Genomic DNA, 14,498 nt, shown 5'->3' with positions numbered 1-14,498 from the left:
TTCGGCGGCTCGGCCACCCGCGGACGGCGTGGTGGCGGCGGGCGGTTCTGACCGGGCCGGGCGCCGCGGCGTCGACGGACGCCGGCGCCCGCGGTCAGGCACACTCGGGTCATGGCGAACCGAACCGGGACGAACCCGGACGAAGTGGTCACCTGATGCTCGTCATCTTCGGACTGTCCCGGAAGGAGTGGCCGCTCGGCCTCGTCTCCCTGGTCTGTGCGGTGTGCGGGCATCCCGGTCCGCAGTCCCTCGTCCGGCGCCGGACCCGGTTCACGCTGTTCTTCGTGCCGGTCCTGCCGCTGCGCAGCCGGCTCGAGACGCGGTGCCCGGCGTGCGGGACGTCGCGGCGGATCGCCCGTGACGAGGCCAGGAGTCTCGGCGCCGACGTGTCGGCCTGACATGGGTCGACAGCACCCGTTCGCGGTGTAGAGATTGTGCAGCCGGTGTAGAGCTGGTGTATGCGGACGAACGTCGACATCGATGACGAGGTGCTGGCGGGTCGTCATGCGGCGGTACCGCCTGGCGACGAAGACCGAGGCCGTCGACCTGGGCCCCGCGTCGTCTGGCCGGACGGCCTATGACGTGTGAGGAGGCCGCCGCGCGTGGGGCCCGGTCGCTCGACGAGGTGTCGGCCGATCCGGTGCCCGACCTCGGGCTCGACGGGCACTCGTTTGCGTAGCTGAGCACGCCCTACCCGCCGATGCCGATCGTCGTCCCCGGACCCATCGGCGTCCCGGTGAAGTAGAACAACGCCAGGATGCCCACCCACAGCACCGTCACCGGCACCACGAACAGCGCCATCCGGGAGAACAGCATGCCCAGGGTGAACCGGCTGTCGTAGCGCTGCGTGGTGGACAGCAGCACGTAGAGGTACGGGTTCAGCGGGGAGATCGGGTTGGTGATCGAGTCGCCGATCCGGTACGTCGCCTGGATGACGGCCGGGTGCAGCCCGAGCCCGACGAACACCGGGATCAGCACCGGCGCGAGCACCGCCCACAGCGACGCACCGGAGAAGATCAGCATCGCCATCACCGAGCACAGCACGAGCGCGATCATCAGCGCCGGGAAGCCGTCCAGGCCGGCGCCGCGCAGCCCGGACGAGCCCTCCACTGCGAGCCACGTCCCGACCCGGCTCCACGAGAACATCTCGATGAACTGCCCGGCCGAGAACGCGAGCACGACGAACCCGAGCATCGGGGCCAGCGCCTGCGCCATCAGCTTCGGCACGTCCGCGGCCTCGGTGACCACTCCGGTCAGCGCGCCGTAGGTGATGCCCACGACCAGGAAGCTCATCATGATCAGGGGCACGATGGCGTCGAAGAACGGCGAGTCGACAAGCGCACCGTCGTCGCCCTGCAGCGGCCCGCCGGGGACCAGCCAGCAGGCCACGACGAGGACCACGAACCCCAGCGTGGCCAGCAGCGCGATCTTCAGCGCGCGCCGCTGGACGGGGGTGACGGTGGCGTCCTGCTCGTCCGCAGAGCCGGAGCCGGGGCCGGAGCCGTCCCCGGGGACGTCGGTGGGCTCCGGACGGAACGGCGCCAGGCCGGGCTCGACGTAGCGGACCAGGATCCACCCGACCACGGCCGGGATGACCAGCGCGGCGACGACCTGGATGTAGTAGTTCATCAGGACCGAGGTCTCCACTCCGGGCGGTGTGCCCGGCGGGAGCACCTTCTCCGACAGCGCCGCCAGGTTCGCGTCCAGCGCGCCGACGATCAGCCCGGAGCCGTAGCCGACCGACGTCGCCGCGAACGCGCCGAGCGCCCCGGCCACCGGGTGCCGCCCGACCGACCGGAACGCCAGCGCGGCCAGCGGCGGCAGGATGACCATCGCCGCGTCGCCCATGAAGTGGCCCTGCCCGGCGACATAGACGACGGCGAAGGGCATCAGCCGGGCCGGCACCTTCGCCAGCGTCGCGGCGACGACGGTGCGCAGGAACCCCGTCCGCTCGGCCACCCCGACACCGAGCAGCACCGCGAGCACGACACCCAGCGGCGGGAAGCCGATGAAGTTGTCGACCATCGTGGTGAGCAGGTGCTGCAGGCCGCCCACCGACAGGATGTTGCGCACCGGCTCGGCCGCGGGCGCGCCGGGGAGCCGGGCGGACGCGCCGGTCGCGGCGAGCACCGCGCTCGCCACGCCGACGAGGATCAGCAGGTACCAGAACAGGTAGAACGGGTGCGGGACGCGGTTGCCGACCCGCTCGACCAGCCCGATCGTCCGGCTCCGGCGCTCGTCCTCCCCGGCGCTCGTCACGTCTCGTCCCCGCCGGGGATGCGGCCGTCGACCGGCAGCGTCGGGACGTCCACGGCGACGGTGTCCGGGTAGATCAGCCCGGTGCCGGTGTTGAGCACGACCACGTTCTCGGACCCGTCGAGCCAGCCGGACTCGCGCAGCTGCCCGACCGCGGCGAAGCACGCGCCGCCCTCCGGGCAGATCCAGGTGCCCTCGTCGCGGGCCAGCGCGTGCTGCGCGGCGAGCAGCTCCTCGTCGGTCACGGCGATCGCGGTGCCGCCGGTGTCGCGGACGGCGTCGAGCACCAGGAAGTCGCCCAGCGCCTTCGGCACCGTGATCCCGAACGCGACGGTGTGCGCGTCGGCGGGCGCGGTGGACTCCGACAGGCCGGCGTCGAACGCGTCGACGATCGGGGCGCAGCCGGTGGCCTGCACCGCGACCAGGCGCGGCATCGGCCCGGTCAGCCAGCCCAGCTCGCGCATCTCCTGCAGGGCCTTGTGGATCGCGATGATCCCGACGCCGCCGCCGGTCGGGTAGAGGATGACGTCCGGAGCACGCCAGCCGAGCTGCTCGACGATCTCGTAGCCCATCGTCTTCTTGCCCTCGATCCGGTACGGCTCGCGCAGCGTCGAGGTGTCCTGGTAGCCCTCGCGGCGGCGCACCGCATCGGCGACGAGGTTCCCGGCGTCGCCGATCAGGCCGTCGACCAGGTAGAGCTCGGTCCCGGCGACGACGCACTCGCGTCGGGTGATCTCCGGTGCGTCCACCGGCATCGCGATCAGCGAGCCCATCCCGGCCCGTGCCGCGTACGACGCCCAGGCCGCGCCGGCGTTGCCGTTGGTCGGCATCGCGACCGCGCGCACGCCGAGCTCGGCGGCCCGCGACACCCCGACGGCGGCCCCGCGCGCCTTGAACGCGCCGGTCGGGACGAGGCCCTCATCCTTCATCCGCAGGCCCGGGACGCCGAGGCGGGCGCCGGCGCGCGGCAGGTCGAGCAGCGGCGTCATGCCCTCGCCGAGCGTCACGACGCGCGCGGGGTCCCGGACCGGCAGCAGCTCGTGGTAGCGCCACAGGTCCGGTGCGCGGGTCGCGATGTCGGCGGGGGAGACGGTCGCCGCGACGCGCTCGAGGTCGTAGCGGGCGAGCAGCGGGGCGCCGGCGGGCGAGGTGCCCTGCACGACGTCGGCGTCGTGCCGGGAGCCGTCGCGGGAGCATTCGAGGTGGGACAGCGTCGAATACCGGGAGGTCGAGTACGCGCGGGAGGCAGCCACGCGTGGAAGGCAATCCCGCCGCGCGCGGATCGGCAACTCGGGCCGGTGTGACCGACCGCCCGGGGCGCCGGGATCGTCCGTTTCGCCGCCCTCGCCTAAACTGACCCGGACGGATGAAGGTTCAACGACCTCGGAGGTCCCACCGGATGCGCTCCCTTCGCTCCCCCCTGTCCGACATCGCCCTGGTCGTCGCCCGCCTCGTGCTCGGCGTGGTGCTGATCGCGCACGGCGCGCAGAAGCTCGGTCGCGGGGTGGGCTCGGTGGCGGAGGGCTTCGCCGGGATGGGGATCCCGCTGCCGGGCGTCGCGGCGGCGTTCACGATGGGCGTCGAGCTGCTCGGTGGGGTGCTGCTGATCGCCGGCGCGTTCACGCCGGTGGTCGCGTTGTTCGTGGTCGCCACGATGGTCGGGGCCGGGGCGTTCGCGCACTTCGGGCAGGGGATCTTCGTCGACCAGGGCGGTTGGGAGCTGGTCGGGGTGATCGGGATCGGCGCACTGGCGCTCGCCGCGGCCGGCGCGGGCCGGTTCTCGATCGACCACCTGATCGCCGGCCGGCGCGACGGCACCACCACCGACCGGGCCCCGGTGAGCGCCGGCAGCCACCGGGCCTGAGCCCGCCACGGATGCTCGGCGCGCGGATCGGGGCCGCCGCGGGCACGCTGGATCGATGCCCGAAGGTCACACCGTGCACCGCATGGCCCGCCTGCAGCGGCGCCGTTTCGCGGGGCGCCCGGTGCGCGTGTCGAGCCCGCAGGGCCGCTTCGCCACCGGCGCCGAGATCGTCGACGGGCGGGTGCTCGAACGCGTCGAGGCGCACGGCAAGCACCTGTTCCAGGTCTACGGGCCGGACCTGGTCGTGCACGTGCACCTGGGCCTGTGGGGCTGGTTCGGCAACCGGAAGGTCCCCGTCCAACCGCCGCGCGGGCAGGTCCGGATGCGGATCGTCGGCGACACGCACTACGCGGACCTGCGCGGCCCGAGCGCCTGCGATCTGCTCGACGACGTCGAGGTGAAGGCACTGCGGGCGCGCCTGGGTGAGGACCCGCTGAGCGACGACGCCGACCCGGACCGCGTGTGGGCGCGGATCTCGCGCTCGCGGTCCCCGCTGGCGACCTTGCTGATGGACCAGTCGGTGATCGCCGGGCTGGGCAACGTGTTCCGCGCCGAGACGCTGTTCCGCACCGGCCTGGACCCGATGCTGCCCGGCCGCGAGCTGGGCCGGGAACGCTTCGACGCGTTGTGGGCGGACCTGTCGGAGATGCTCCGCGACGGCGAGCGGGCCGGGCGGATCGAGACGCTGCGCCCCGAGCACGACCCGGCCCTGCTGGAGAAACCGGACGCGGGCGCGGTCTGCGCGAGCGTCGTCTACGCCTACCGGCGCACCGGCCGGCCCTGCCTGGTCTGCGGCACGCCGATCGCGCGCGCGGAGCACCGGGCCCGCAACCTGTTCTGGTGCCCGGGTTGCCAGGCGGCCTGAGCTCGAGTCCGCCCGCGCGAGAGCCCCGCTCGTGCGGCGGGGGTGGACGAGAGCCCCGTTCGTGCCGGTCAGGCGGCGGGGGGCTTCATGGTGCGGGCGGCGCGGCGTGCGGTGCGCAGCCCGAACAGCGCGGCAACGGTGGGGCCTGCCAGCAGCGCGGCCACCATCGGCCACGGTCCGGGCAGGATCAGGGCCAGCAGGCCGAGGAGCACCACGATCTGGATGATCCGGTCGAGGCCGAGCCCACCGCCCGGGGCGGTGACCGGCGCACGGAGGCGGGCGACGAACGCGGGGTCCGCCCCGTTCTCGTAGCCGGCGATCCGGTCGAGCACCTCGCGGTCGCGGTCGGGGCCGCCCTCGGGCTCCGGTGCCTGCGTGGCGCTCATGGTGGGTCTCCGGGTCGTCGGAACTGACCGTCGCACCACCAGTAAAGCGGATGAATCGGACAAATCGCTGAGAAGCGTCTGAGAATCCGTCCGGGTCCCGCCCGTTCTCAGCCGCCGAACCGCCAATGCGGCGGCTCGACCCCGGCGACCGTCGACGGGGCGTGCAGGATGTGCTCGTTGCGCAGCGAGCCCAGGTACACCGTGCGCCGGTCCGGCCCGCCGAACGCCAGCGACGACACCTGCCCGAGCACCGACTCGCCGCGCCCGGCGATCTGGTCGGCACGCATGTCCCCGGCGAGGTAGATCGGCTCGACGGAATCGACGTGGGCCTGCGACCCGGCGTCGAGCCAGGTCCCGACCTTGCCGTCCGGGGCGATCCGCAGGACCCGGTTGGACACCACGCACACCACCCAGACACCGCCGTCGACGTCGAGCGCGAGACCGTCCGGGAACTCGCCGGGGCCGAACTCGGCGATCACCTCCTTGTCACCGAGCACGCCGTCCTCGGAGACGGGGAACCGGGAGGTGCGGCGGGTGAACGTCTCGTTGACGTAGAGCCAGCGCCCGTCCTGCGACGGGCAGCACTCGTTGGTGAAGCCCAGGCCCTCGGCGACGACACGGGCGCCCCGGCCGTCGTCGAGCACGACGTAGCCGCGGTGCGCGTCCGGGCGGAAGTCGGTGTCGCGCGGGGACATCGTCGTCGAGACCGTGACCCACATCCGGCCCTGCGCGTCGCGGATGACGTGGTTGGTCGGCGGCAACTCAGTGCCCTCGACCTCGCGCAGCTCCGGGACCAGCGTGCCGTCGCGGTGCAGGCGGAACACCCCGCCCTCGGTCTGCCCGAGGTGCGCGAGCAGGAACGACCCGTCGGGCTCGAGCGTGATGCCGTTCGGGTGCACGATGTCGGACAGGTCGTCGGTCTGCCCGAGGTACTGCGAGTGGCTGCCGTCGGGGTGCAGGTGGCTGACCCCGCCTGCGGCGTTGCTGGTGAACAGGTCGCCGGCGGCGGTGGCGAGCACCGACTCCGGCCGGCGCAGATCGTGCCCGAGCGAGCTCAGGTCGTCGGCGCTCACCTGGTTCATGAAAGGTCCTCCCGGTCGTTGACGGCGGCGAGGCGTTCGACGGCCTCGCCGTACTCGGACTGCAGCCGGTACATGACGTCGGCGACTCCCGTCTCGCCGGTCACCGCGCCCACCGACTGCCCGGCCGGGAACGACCACAGGTCGCCCCGGCGGGCGCGGACGACCCGCGCGTGCGCCTCGTTGTAGAGCACTCCCTGCAGCGGGGTCGGCAGATAGCCCGGTGCACCGGGCCGCTCCCACGCCTCGGACAGCTCGCTGCGGGTCATCCGCACGGTCTTGCCGGTGCGGGCGCGGCGGCGCGCGGTGCCCTCGGTCGGGGTGGCGTAGAGCGCGGCCCGCTCGAAGTCGTCGAGCTCGGACTCCCGTGTGCCGAGCCAGATCGTGCCGCACCAGACGCCGTCGGCGCCCATGGCCAGCGCCGCCGCGATCTGGCTGCCGTGGCTGATCCCGCCCGCGGCCAGCACCGCCGCGCGCCCATCGGCGACCGCGACCACCTCGGGGACGAGCACCATCGTCGAGATCTCGCCGGTGTGCCCGCCGGCCTCGGTGCCCTGCGCGACGACGACCTGCACCCCGGCCTCGATCTGCCGGCGCGCGTGCGATGCCTTGCCGCACAACGCCCCGACGACGACATCGTGCGCCTTCAGGTCCTCCACGACGTCCGGCGGCGGTGCTCCCAGCGCGCTGACGACCATCCGCACCGAGGGGTGCGCGAGCGCGACCTTCACCAGCCGTCGCGCGCCGTCCGGGGTCATCCCGCCGCGCCCCGCGGCCAGCTCCGCACGCAGCCTCGCCCGCTCGTCGTCAGGCAGCTCGGGCACCCCGGCCTCGGTCAGCAGCCGGTCCTGGAACGCCCGGTGCCCGTCCGGGATCATGGCCTCCAGCTCGGCGGGCGGCACCTCGGCGCGCTCGTCGTAGGTGCTGGGGACGATCACGTCGACGCCGTAGGGACGCCCGCCGGTGTGCTCGTCGAGCCAGGCCAGCTCGACCTCCAGCTGCTCCGGCGACCCGGTGGAGGCGCCGAGCACGCCGAAGCCCCCGGCCCGGGTCACCGCGGCGACCACGTCGCGGCAGTGCGAGAACGCGAAGATCGGCACCTCGCAGCCGAGCAGGTCGCAGATCGGGGTTTGCACGTCGTTACCTCCTGCTCCGTCGAACCGTCATCACCGGGCGGCTACCTCCCGGCCCACCGGGCGGGGCGCTTCTCCGTGAACGCCGCGGAGCCCTCGCGCGCGTCCGCCGAGTCGAGCACCGGGCGGGTGACCGCCTCCTGCTGGGCGAACATCTCATCGGTCGGCCAGTCCCGCGACTCGGTGATCACGCGCTTGGACGCGGCCACCGACAGCGGCGCGTTCGCGATGATCCGCCGGGCCAGCGCCGTCGCCGCCGCCATCGCGCCGCCGGGCTCGACGACCTGGTTCACCAGCCCGTGGGTGTGCATCAGCTCGGCCGGGTAGTGGTCGCCGGTCAGGGCCATCTCCATCGCGATCCGCTGCGGTACCAGCCGCGGCAGCCGGACCAGCCCGCCGGCCGCGGCGGCCAGGCCGCGCTTGGCCTCGGGCAGCCCGAACGTCGCGTCCCGCGCGGCGACGACCAGGTCGCAGGCCAGCATCGCCTCGAACCCACCGGCCAGGGCGTACCCCTCGACGGCCGCGATCAGCGGCTTGGTCGGCGGGGTCAGCGCGATCCCCATCAGACCGCGGCCCTCGACGCGGGTGGACTCCCCGCGCAGGAACGCGCCCAGGTCCATCCCGGAGCAGAATGTGCCGCCGGCACCGGTGAGGATGCCGACCCGCAGGTCGTCGCGGGCGTCGAGCTCGTCGACGGCGGCGCACACCCCCTCCGAGACGGCCCCGTTGATCGCGTTGCGCTTCTCCGGACGGTTGATCGTGATCGTGACCAGGCCGTCGTCGTGGGTCACCAGGACCGCGTCGGACATGATCTCGCCCCTCGCCCCTCTCGTCGGTCGTCGGTCGGTGCTCGTCACGCCGGGCGCGCCAGGGGGACGGGGGTGCCGCCCGCTCCGGGGGCGAAGCCGATCGTGACCGGCTGGTCGATCCGCAGGTCGGCGGGGTCCGGCTCGAGACGGGCCAGGACGCGCGGCCCCTCCTCGACGTCGATCGTGACCAGCGTGTACGGCAGCTCCCCGGCGAACGCCGGGTCGAACGCGTGGTGCGCGACCGTCCAGCTGTGCACCGTGCCGCGCCCGCTGGCCTCCAGCGGCTCGACGGTGTCGGAGTGGCAGGCCGGGCACAGCAGCGTCGGGTAGTGCCGGACGTGCCCGCACGCGGTGCAGCGCTGCAGCACCAGCACGCCGCGGCGGGCGCCGTCCCAGTAGCCCGTCGACAGGTCGTCGGTCATCGTGACCCCCTGGTCAGGACGGCGAGCCCGCCGTCGCCCATGTCGCCGTAGCCGGTCGCAATCGCGACCTGCGCGCCGTCCACTTGCGCGCGCCCCGCGGTGCCGCGCAGCTGCCGGACCGCCTCCACGATGTGGTTCATGCCCAGCATGTGGCCCTGCGAGAGCAGACCGCCGTGGGTGTTCGTGGGCAGCGCGCCGCCCAGGCGCAGCCGCCCGCCCTCGACGAACGCGCCGCCCTCGCCCTTGGCGCAGAATCCCATGTCCTCGAGCTGGCAGAGCACGACGTAGGTGAAGCAGTCGTAGATCTCGGCGACGTCCACGTCGTCCGGGCCGAGTCCGGCCATGCCCCACGCGATCGGCGCGGCCTTCGCGATCCCGACCTTCGTCAGGTCCGGGCGCTGGGTGATCGAGCTGGGGGAGTCCGGGTGTCCCATCGCGATCCCGGCCAGGTGCACCGGAGGCTGCGCCAGGTCCCGCGCCCGCTCCGGCGAGCTGACCACGAACGCGGCGCCGCCGTCGGACTCCAGACTGCAGTCGAGCAGCCGGAACGGGTCGGCGATCAGCCGCGACGACTGGTGGTCGTCGATCGTGATCGGCTTGGTCATCACGGCGTTGCCGTGCATGCCCGCGTGCTCCCGGGTGGACACCGCGATCTCGGCGAACTGGCGCGACGTGGTGCCGTAGAGCTCCATGTGCCGCCGCGCCATCGGCGCGTAGAGCTGGGCCGGCGCGATCGCCCCGGCGGGCTTCTCGAACTCGGTGACCAACCGGAACTGCGGCATCTGGTGGATCCGGACGCCGGCCTTGTCGCCGGAGGACACGTTGCGCCCCGACGGCACGAGGACGTGCTTCGCGATCCCCGCGTTCACCGCGGCCGCCGCGGCCTGCAGCGCCCCGATCCCGCTGGCGCCACCGTGCGGAACGACGGCGGAGAACCGCAGGTCGACCAGGCCGAAGTTGGCGATGTACTCCTCGGCCGGGGCGCCGGTGATCCCCACCGGGACGACGCCGTCGATGTCGCCGGGCTCGAGCCCGGCGTCGCGGATCGCGGTCAGCGAGGCCTGCAGCTGCAGGGCCAGCGCGCTGTCCTTCGAACCGCGCAGGTACGAGGTCTCGCCGACGCCGACGACGGCGGCGCGGTCGTGAAGACTCACTCCGTCACGGGTCACTGGGCACCGACCTGGGCACGTTCCTCGGGAACGGTCACCGGTATCGGTGCCCCACTGCGGTCGATCTCCTTCGCGATGCGCTTCTTGTACCGCGCGGGTTCGAGCTCCAGGCCGTAGCGCGGCGAGCCGGGGAAACGGCGCTGGTTGCGGGCGCGCTCGCGCCGGACGTCGGCGCGCATCCGCGACGGCGACGGCAGCGCCGAGCGCCCGCTGACCAGCGCGGCCATCCACGCCGACTGGGTGTCCATCATGGAGATGTTCGCTCCTCCGCTGACGTTGAAGAACCCGACGAAGTACAGGCCGGGACGGTCCGGATGCACCACCCGCTGGTAGGCCTCCAGGCGACGCTCGCGCACCGGAGAGACCTGCTCGGACAGGAACGGCAGGTCGATCTCGTAGCCGGTCGCGGCGATGATCGTGTCCACCTCACCCGTGCTGCCGTCGTCGAAACGCACGGTGCGTCCGTCCACGTCGGACACTCCCGGCCGCATCGTGATCCGCCGGTAGGACACGTGCGCCATGAACGTCGCGTTGCTGGCCGGGTGCGTGCGGGTGCGCGGCGTGCGCATGCCCCACTGCTCGGGCGTGCCGTGGAAGACCCGGCTGATCGTCCGCATGATCGTGCGTTGCACCGGCCAGGGCATCCACGGCTTGCTCAGCGCGCCGAGCACCCGCGCGGTCGGCACGCCGAGCACCATCCGCGGCATGATCAGCACCGGCGAGCGGGCCGCGACGAGCGTGTGCGCGGCGTCCGGGGCGACGTCGGCGGCGACGTCGAGGCCGCTGTTGCCGACCCCGACGACCAGCACCCGCTGCCCGCGGAACGGCTCCGGCTCGCGGTAGTCGTGCGAGTGCAGGTAGCGGCCGGCGAACTTCTTCGCCCAGCCCGGGTGCGACGGCACGCCCTGGTGTCCGCTCGCGACGACGACGGCGTCGAACAGCTCCCGCTCGGCCGTCGCCCCGCCGTCACCACTGTCGTCGGCGTCCTCGTGCTGTACCCACCACCGGCCGCCGGCGCCCGCCTCCGGCTCGACCGAGGTGACGCGGGTGCGGAACCGGATGCGGCGCCGGATGTCGTAGGTGTCGGCGAACGAGCCCAGGTACTCGGCGACGTCGCGGTGCGAGGGGAACAGCCCGACCCGCTCCGGGAACGGGAACCCCCGGTACGCGGTGACCCGAGGCTCGGAGTTGATGTGCAGCGAGCGGTAGGCGGCGGCCAGGCCGTTGTCGTTGTCGTAGACCCAGAGGCCGCCGATGTGCGAGCCCAGCTCGAACACCGTCACCTCCTGGCCCTCCTCGAGCAGGTGCCGGGCCGCGGACAGGCCGCCGGCGCCGGCGCCGATCACGGCCACGTGGCGCGGTGTGGGGGACGACATCAGCGGGCCTTCCGTTCGGGCGTGCGGCCGCGGAACAGCGCGCGGCCGATGAGGTGCTTCATCACCTCGGCGGACCCGCCGCCGACGCGGGTCATCCGGGCGTCGACGTAGGCGCGGGCGATCGGGTACTCGGTCATGTAGCCCCAGCCGCCGAACAGCTGCAGGCACTCGTCCATCACCCTGCCCTGCAGCCCGGTGGTGGTCAGCTTGACCGCGGCCGCGTCGACCGGGTCCAGTTCCCCGGCGACGTGCAGGGACATGGCCCGGTCGACGAACGCGCGCTGGGCCATCGTGTCGGCGTGGAGCTGGGCGAGCACGAACCGGGTGTTCTGCATGTCGGCGAGCGTGCCGCCGTACATGTCCCGGTCGGCGCAGTAGTCGATCGTCCACTCCAGCGCGGCCTCGGACGCCGACACCGCGCGCACGGCCTGCACCAGGCGTTCCTGCGCGAGCTCGCTCATCAGAACGCCGAACCCGCGCCCGGACTCGCCGAGCAGGTTCGACGCCGACACGCGCAGGTCGTCGAAGAACAGCTCGGAGGTGTCCTGGGCCTTGCAGCCGATCTTGTCCAGGGTGCGGCCGCGGTGGTAGCCGGGGCGGTCGGTCTCGACCAGCAGCAGGCTCACACCCTTCGCGCCCGGCGCCTCCCCGGTGCGCACGGCCAGGACCAACAGGTCCGCGGTGTGCCCGCCGGTGATGAACACCTTCTGCCCGTTGACGACGTAGGAGTCGCCGTCGAGACGGGCGGTGGTGCGCAGGTTGGCCAGGTCGCTCCCGCCGGAGGGCTCGGACATGCCGACCGCGGCGACGATCTCGCCGGAGGCCATCCCGGGCAGGAACCGCTGCTTCTGCGCGGTGGTCCCGTGGTGCACGAGGTAGGGCGCGACGATGTCGTTCTGCAGGTAGAACGTCGGGGCGACGGCACCGACGCGGGCCATCTCCTCGGTGACGACGGCGCCGTGCAGGAAGTCCCCGCCGGGCCCGCCGTCGGACTCGGGCACCATCGGGCACAGCAGACCGATCTTCCCGGCCGCGCGCCACACGTCCCGGGGCACCTCACCGGCAGACTCCCACTCCGCGTAGTGCGGCACGACCTCCTCGGCGACGAACCGGCGCACCGTGTCCCGGAACAAATCGTGCTCGGGGGAGAAGATTGTCCTCGGGATCACGTGGCTCCTTTGCCGAGGCAGTCGTCGGCGCACGGGAGGTGCGGCGCCTTGGCCCTGTCCCACACTAGGCCCGGTCGAACGAATCTCGAAAGTCTGATCGGGATCTCGAAGGATTGGCCGTATGATCGACGGCGACGTGGGTTCGGACGGGGAGGGGTCGAGTGCCGGAACAGAACGGGTCCGTGGCGAGCCGGGACCGCTACTCCCGGACCTTCGAGGTCCTGGAGCTGCTGGTCGGCCGCTCGGACGGGATGACGGTCACCGAGATCAGCAAGGGCCTCGGGCTGCCGATCAGCAGCAGCCACAACCTGCTCCAGCGCATGGTCGCGGCCGAGGTCGTGAACGTGACCGAGGACCTGCGCTACTCGCTCGGCCCGCGGGCGGTGCGGCTGGGCATCCGGATCTCGGACGGGCTGGAGGTGCGGGCGATCGCACGCCGGCACCTGCAGGACCTGGCCCGGTCCACCGGGGAGGACATCTACCTGGCGGTGCGGCTCGGGCACCGGGTCACCTACCTCGACCGCGTCCCCGGGTCGCGTCCGGTCACCGTCGACATCCGCCTGGGGCAGTCGCTGTCCCTGCACGCGACGTCGGTCGGCAAGCTGTTCGCCGCCGAGCAGGAGCCGTTGCGCCGCAGGCTGCTCGACGCCCCGCGCCCGGCGCTCACCGAGCACACGCTGACCGAGGTTCCGGACCTCGAACGTGAGCTCGACCGGATTCGGGAGCAGGGGTTCGCGATCAGCCGCGAGGAGGCGATCATCGGGGTCGTCGGGCTCGCGGTCCCGGTGCGCGACGCCTACGGCAGCGTCGTGGCCGCGCTGCACATCTCGGCGTTGCGGGCGCAGATCACCGAGGACTCCCAGCGCCGCCTGATCGAGGCGGCCTCGGCCACCGCGGCGGCCATGGAACGCGAGCTGGGCCGCCACCAGGACCAGCCGCCCGGCGTCGCCGCCGCCGGGAGCTGAGCACCCCGCCCGAACAACCGCGCACGACCACACCGAGGAGGCCGAATGGGTCCGCTGGCAGGAGTCCGGGTCGTCGAGTTCGCCGGGATCGGACCGGCACCGTTCTGCGGGATGGTGCTCAGCGACCTCGGGGCGGACGTGGTGCGGATCGACCGGATCCCCGGGCCGCCCTCCGCGGACCCGCCGACCGGGATGGCGACCCTGACCGAGGGGATCCTCGGCCGGGGACGACGGTCGGTCGGGATCGACCTCAAGTCTCCCGACGGGCACGCCGTGGCCGCGGAGCTCGCCTCCTCCGCCGACGCGCTGATCGAGGGGTTCCGCCCCGGCGTGATGGAGCGCCTCGGGTTCGGCCCGGACGAGTGTCTCGCGGCCAACCCGCGCCTGGTCTACGGCCGGCTCACCGGTTGGGGCCAGGACGGCCCGTACTCGCAGGCGGCCGGGCACGACCTCAACTACATCGCGCTGGCCGGCGCGCTGGCGCCGATCGGTCGCCGCGGCGAGCGCCCGGTGCCGCCGCTGAACGTCGTCGGCGACTTCGCCGGGGGCGGGATGCTGCTGGCCATGGGGATCGCCGCGGCACTGGTCGAGGCGGGCCGCTCCGGGCACGGCCAGGTCGTCGACGCCGCCATGGTGGACGGCTCGGCCTACCTGATGACGATGATGTTCGAGCTGCTCGGGCGCGGCGCGTGGACCGAGGAGCACGAGTCGAACCCGAACGACGGCGGCGCGCACTTCTACGACGTCTACGAGACCGCCGATGGCCGCCACGTCTCGGTCGCGCCGATGGAGCCGCAGTTCTACGCCGAGCTGCTGCGCCGGCTCGGCCCGGACGCCGACGGCCTGCCGCCGCAGTGGGACCGCGAGCGCTGGCCGGAGTCCACCGACCGTCTCGCGGCGGTGTTCCGCACCCGCACCCGTGACGAGTGGTGCGCCCTGTTCGACGGCACCGACGCCTGCGTCGCGCCGGTGCTGACGATGAGCGAGGCGCCCGCGCACCCGCAC

General features: G+C 73.2%; 15 protein-coding genes. 5 read left to right on the top strand and 10 right to left on the bottom strand.

The features are described from left to right. Positions 1-155 precede the first annotated feature (155 nt). The gene (locus I4I78_RS20580; RefSeq protein WP_218613077.1) at positions 156-398 is read left to right on the top strand and encodes a zinc ribbon domain-containing protein; all 243 of its coding nucleotides are present in this window, start codon (positions 156-158) and stop codon (positions 396-398) included. Between the two features lie 292 nt (positions 399-690). Here I4I78_RS20580 and I4I78_RS20575 read toward each other — a convergent pair whose 3' ends face one another. Both I4I78_RS20575 and I4I78_RS20570 read right to left on the bottom strand, forming a co-directional pair. Then, the gene (locus tag I4I78_RS20575) at positions 691-2,259 is read right to left on the bottom strand and encodes an AbgT family transporter (protein WP_218613076.1); all 1,569 of its coding nucleotides are present in this window, start codon (positions 2,257-2,259) and stop codon (positions 691-693) included. Continuing rightward, on the bottom strand, positions 2,256-3,509 hold the full coding sequence (locus I4I78_RS20570) for a threonine synthase (protein WP_218613075.1): 1,254 nt from the start codon (positions 3,507-3,509) through the stop codon (positions 2,256-2,258). The genes I4I78_RS20575 and I4I78_RS20570 overlap by 4 nt, the downstream gene beginning before the upstream one ends. A 146-nt stretch (positions 3,510-3,655) precedes the next feature. Here I4I78_RS20570 and I4I78_RS20565 point away from each other — a divergent pair, with 146 nt between their 5' ends. Next, on the top strand, positions 3,656-4,120 hold the full coding sequence (locus tag I4I78_RS20565) for a DoxX family protein (RefSeq protein ID WP_218613074.1): 465 nt from the start codon (positions 3,656-3,658) through the stop codon (positions 4,118-4,120). A gap of 55 nt (positions 4,121-4,175) precedes the next feature. Beyond that, positions 4,176-4,985, top strand: coding sequence for an Fpg/Nei family DNA glycosylase (locus I4I78_RS20560; protein ID WP_218613073.1), 810 nt, complete (start codon positions 4,176-4,178; stop codon positions 4,983-4,985). A 68-nt stretch (positions 4,986-5,053) separates the two neighbouring features. Here I4I78_RS20560 and I4I78_RS20555 read toward each other — a convergent pair whose 3' ends face one another. From I4I78_RS20555 to I4I78_RS20520, 8 genes are all read right to left on the bottom strand, one after another. After that, positions 5,054-5,371 (bottom strand): hypothetical protein, encoded by a 318-nt coding sequence (locus tag I4I78_RS20555; protein WP_218613072.1) that lies wholly within the window; start codon positions 5,369-5,371, stop codon positions 5,054-5,056. Positions 5,372-5,478: 107 nt separating this feature from the next. Further along, positions 5,479-6,453: an SMP-30/gluconolactonase/LRE family protein gene (locus tag I4I78_RS20550; protein ID WP_218613071.1), complete on the bottom strand. Its 975-nt coding sequence runs from the start codon at positions 6,451-6,453 to the stop codon at positions 5,479-5,481. Next, positions 6,450-7,586, bottom strand: a complete 1,137-nt coding sequence (locus tag I4I78_RS20545) for a nitronate monooxygenase (protein WP_218613070.1) — start codon at positions 7,584-7,586, stop codon at positions 6,450-6,452. Before I4I78_RS20545 ends, I4I78_RS20550 begins: the two co-directional genes overlap by 4 nt. 41 nt (positions 7,587-7,627) lie before the next feature. Next, positions 7,628-8,392 (bottom strand): crotonase/enoyl-CoA hydratase family protein, encoded by a 765-nt coding sequence (locus I4I78_RS20540; protein ID WP_218613069.1) that lies wholly within the window; start codon positions 8,390-8,392, stop codon positions 7,628-7,630. 44 nt (positions 8,393-8,436) lie between these two features. Continuing rightward, positions 8,437-8,814, bottom strand: a complete 378-nt coding sequence (locus I4I78_RS20535; RefSeq protein ID WP_218613068.1) for a Zn-ribbon domain-containing OB-fold protein — start codon at positions 8,812-8,814, stop codon at positions 8,437-8,439. Next, positions 8,811-9,968, bottom strand: coding sequence for a hypothetical protein (locus tag I4I78_RS33895; protein ID WP_218613067.1), 1,158 nt, complete (start codon positions 9,966-9,968; stop codon positions 8,811-8,813). The genes I4I78_RS20535 and I4I78_RS33895 overlap by 4 nt, the downstream gene beginning before the upstream one ends. Positions 9,969-9,979: 11 nt before the next feature. Beyond that, on the bottom strand, positions 9,980-11,359 hold the full coding sequence (locus tag I4I78_RS20525; RefSeq protein ID WP_218613066.1) for an NAD(P)/FAD-dependent oxidoreductase: 1,380 nt from the start codon (positions 11,357-11,359) through the stop codon (positions 9,980-9,982). After that, positions 11,359-12,528 (bottom strand): acyl-CoA dehydrogenase family protein, encoded by a 1,170-nt coding sequence (locus I4I78_RS20520; RefSeq protein ID WP_308252248.1) that lies wholly within the window; start codon positions 12,526-12,528, stop codon positions 11,359-11,361. The genes I4I78_RS20525 and I4I78_RS20520 overlap by 1 nt, the downstream gene beginning before the upstream one ends. A gap of 161 nt (positions 12,529-12,689) precedes the next feature. On the opposite strand from I4I78_RS20520, the gene I4I78_RS20515 reads away from it, so the two are divergent. Both I4I78_RS20515 and I4I78_RS20510 read left to right on the top strand, forming a co-directional pair. Next, complete coding sequence (locus I4I78_RS20515) at positions 12,690-13,493, top strand: IclR family transcriptional regulator (RefSeq protein WP_218613065.1); 804 nt, start codon at positions 12,690-12,692, stop codon at positions 13,491-13,493. 45 nt (positions 13,494-13,538) lie between these two features. After that, on the top strand, positions 13,539-14,498 hold a 960-nt coding region (locus tag I4I78_RS20510), incomplete at its 3' end, for a CaiB/BaiF CoA-transferase family protein (protein WP_218613064.1).

The sequence above is a fragment of the Pseudonocardia sp. KRD291 genome, assembly GCF_019263595.1.
Taxonomy (GTDB): domain Bacteria; phylum Actinomycetota; class Actinomycetes; order Mycobacteriales; family Pseudonocardiaceae; genus Pseudonocardia.
Note: the sequence above shows the minus strand (reverse complement) of the source record. Positions and strands in the feature narration are given on the sequence as shown.

Excerpts from the sequence above, each read along its gene's own strand:
- I4I78_RS20580 (WP_218613077.1), top strand. The coding sequence starts at position 156 with ATGCTCGTCATCTTCGGACTGTCCCGGAAGGAGTGGCCGCTCGGCCTC.
- I4I78_RS20555 (WP_218613072.1), bottom strand. The coding sequence starts at position 5,371 with ATGAGCGCCACGCAGGCACCGGAGCCCGAGGGCGGCCCCGACCGCGAC.
- I4I78_RS20550 (WP_218613071.1), bottom strand. The coding sequence starts at position 6,453 with ATGAACCAGGTGAGCGCCGACGACCTGAGCTCGCTCGGGCACGATCTG.
- I4I78_RS20565 (WP_218613074.1), top strand. The coding sequence starts at position 3,656 with ATGCGCTCCCTTCGCTCCCCCCTGTCCGACATCGCCCTGGTCGTCGCC.
- I4I78_RS20540 (WP_218613069.1), bottom strand. The coding sequence starts at position 8,392 with ATGTCCGACGCGGTCCTGGTGACCCACGACGACGGCCTGGTCACGATC.
- I4I78_RS20525 (WP_218613066.1), bottom strand. The coding sequence starts at position 11,359 with ATGTCGTCCCCCACACCGCGCCACGTGGCCGTGATCGGCGCCGGCGCC.
- I4I78_RS20560 (WP_218613073.1), top strand. The coding sequence starts at position 4,176 with ATGCCCGAAGGTCACACCGTGCACCGCATGGCCCGCCTGCAGCGGCGC.
- I4I78_RS20535 (WP_218613068.1), bottom strand. The coding sequence starts at position 8,814 with ATGACCGACGACCTGTCGACGGGCTACTGGGACGGCGCCCGCCGCGGC.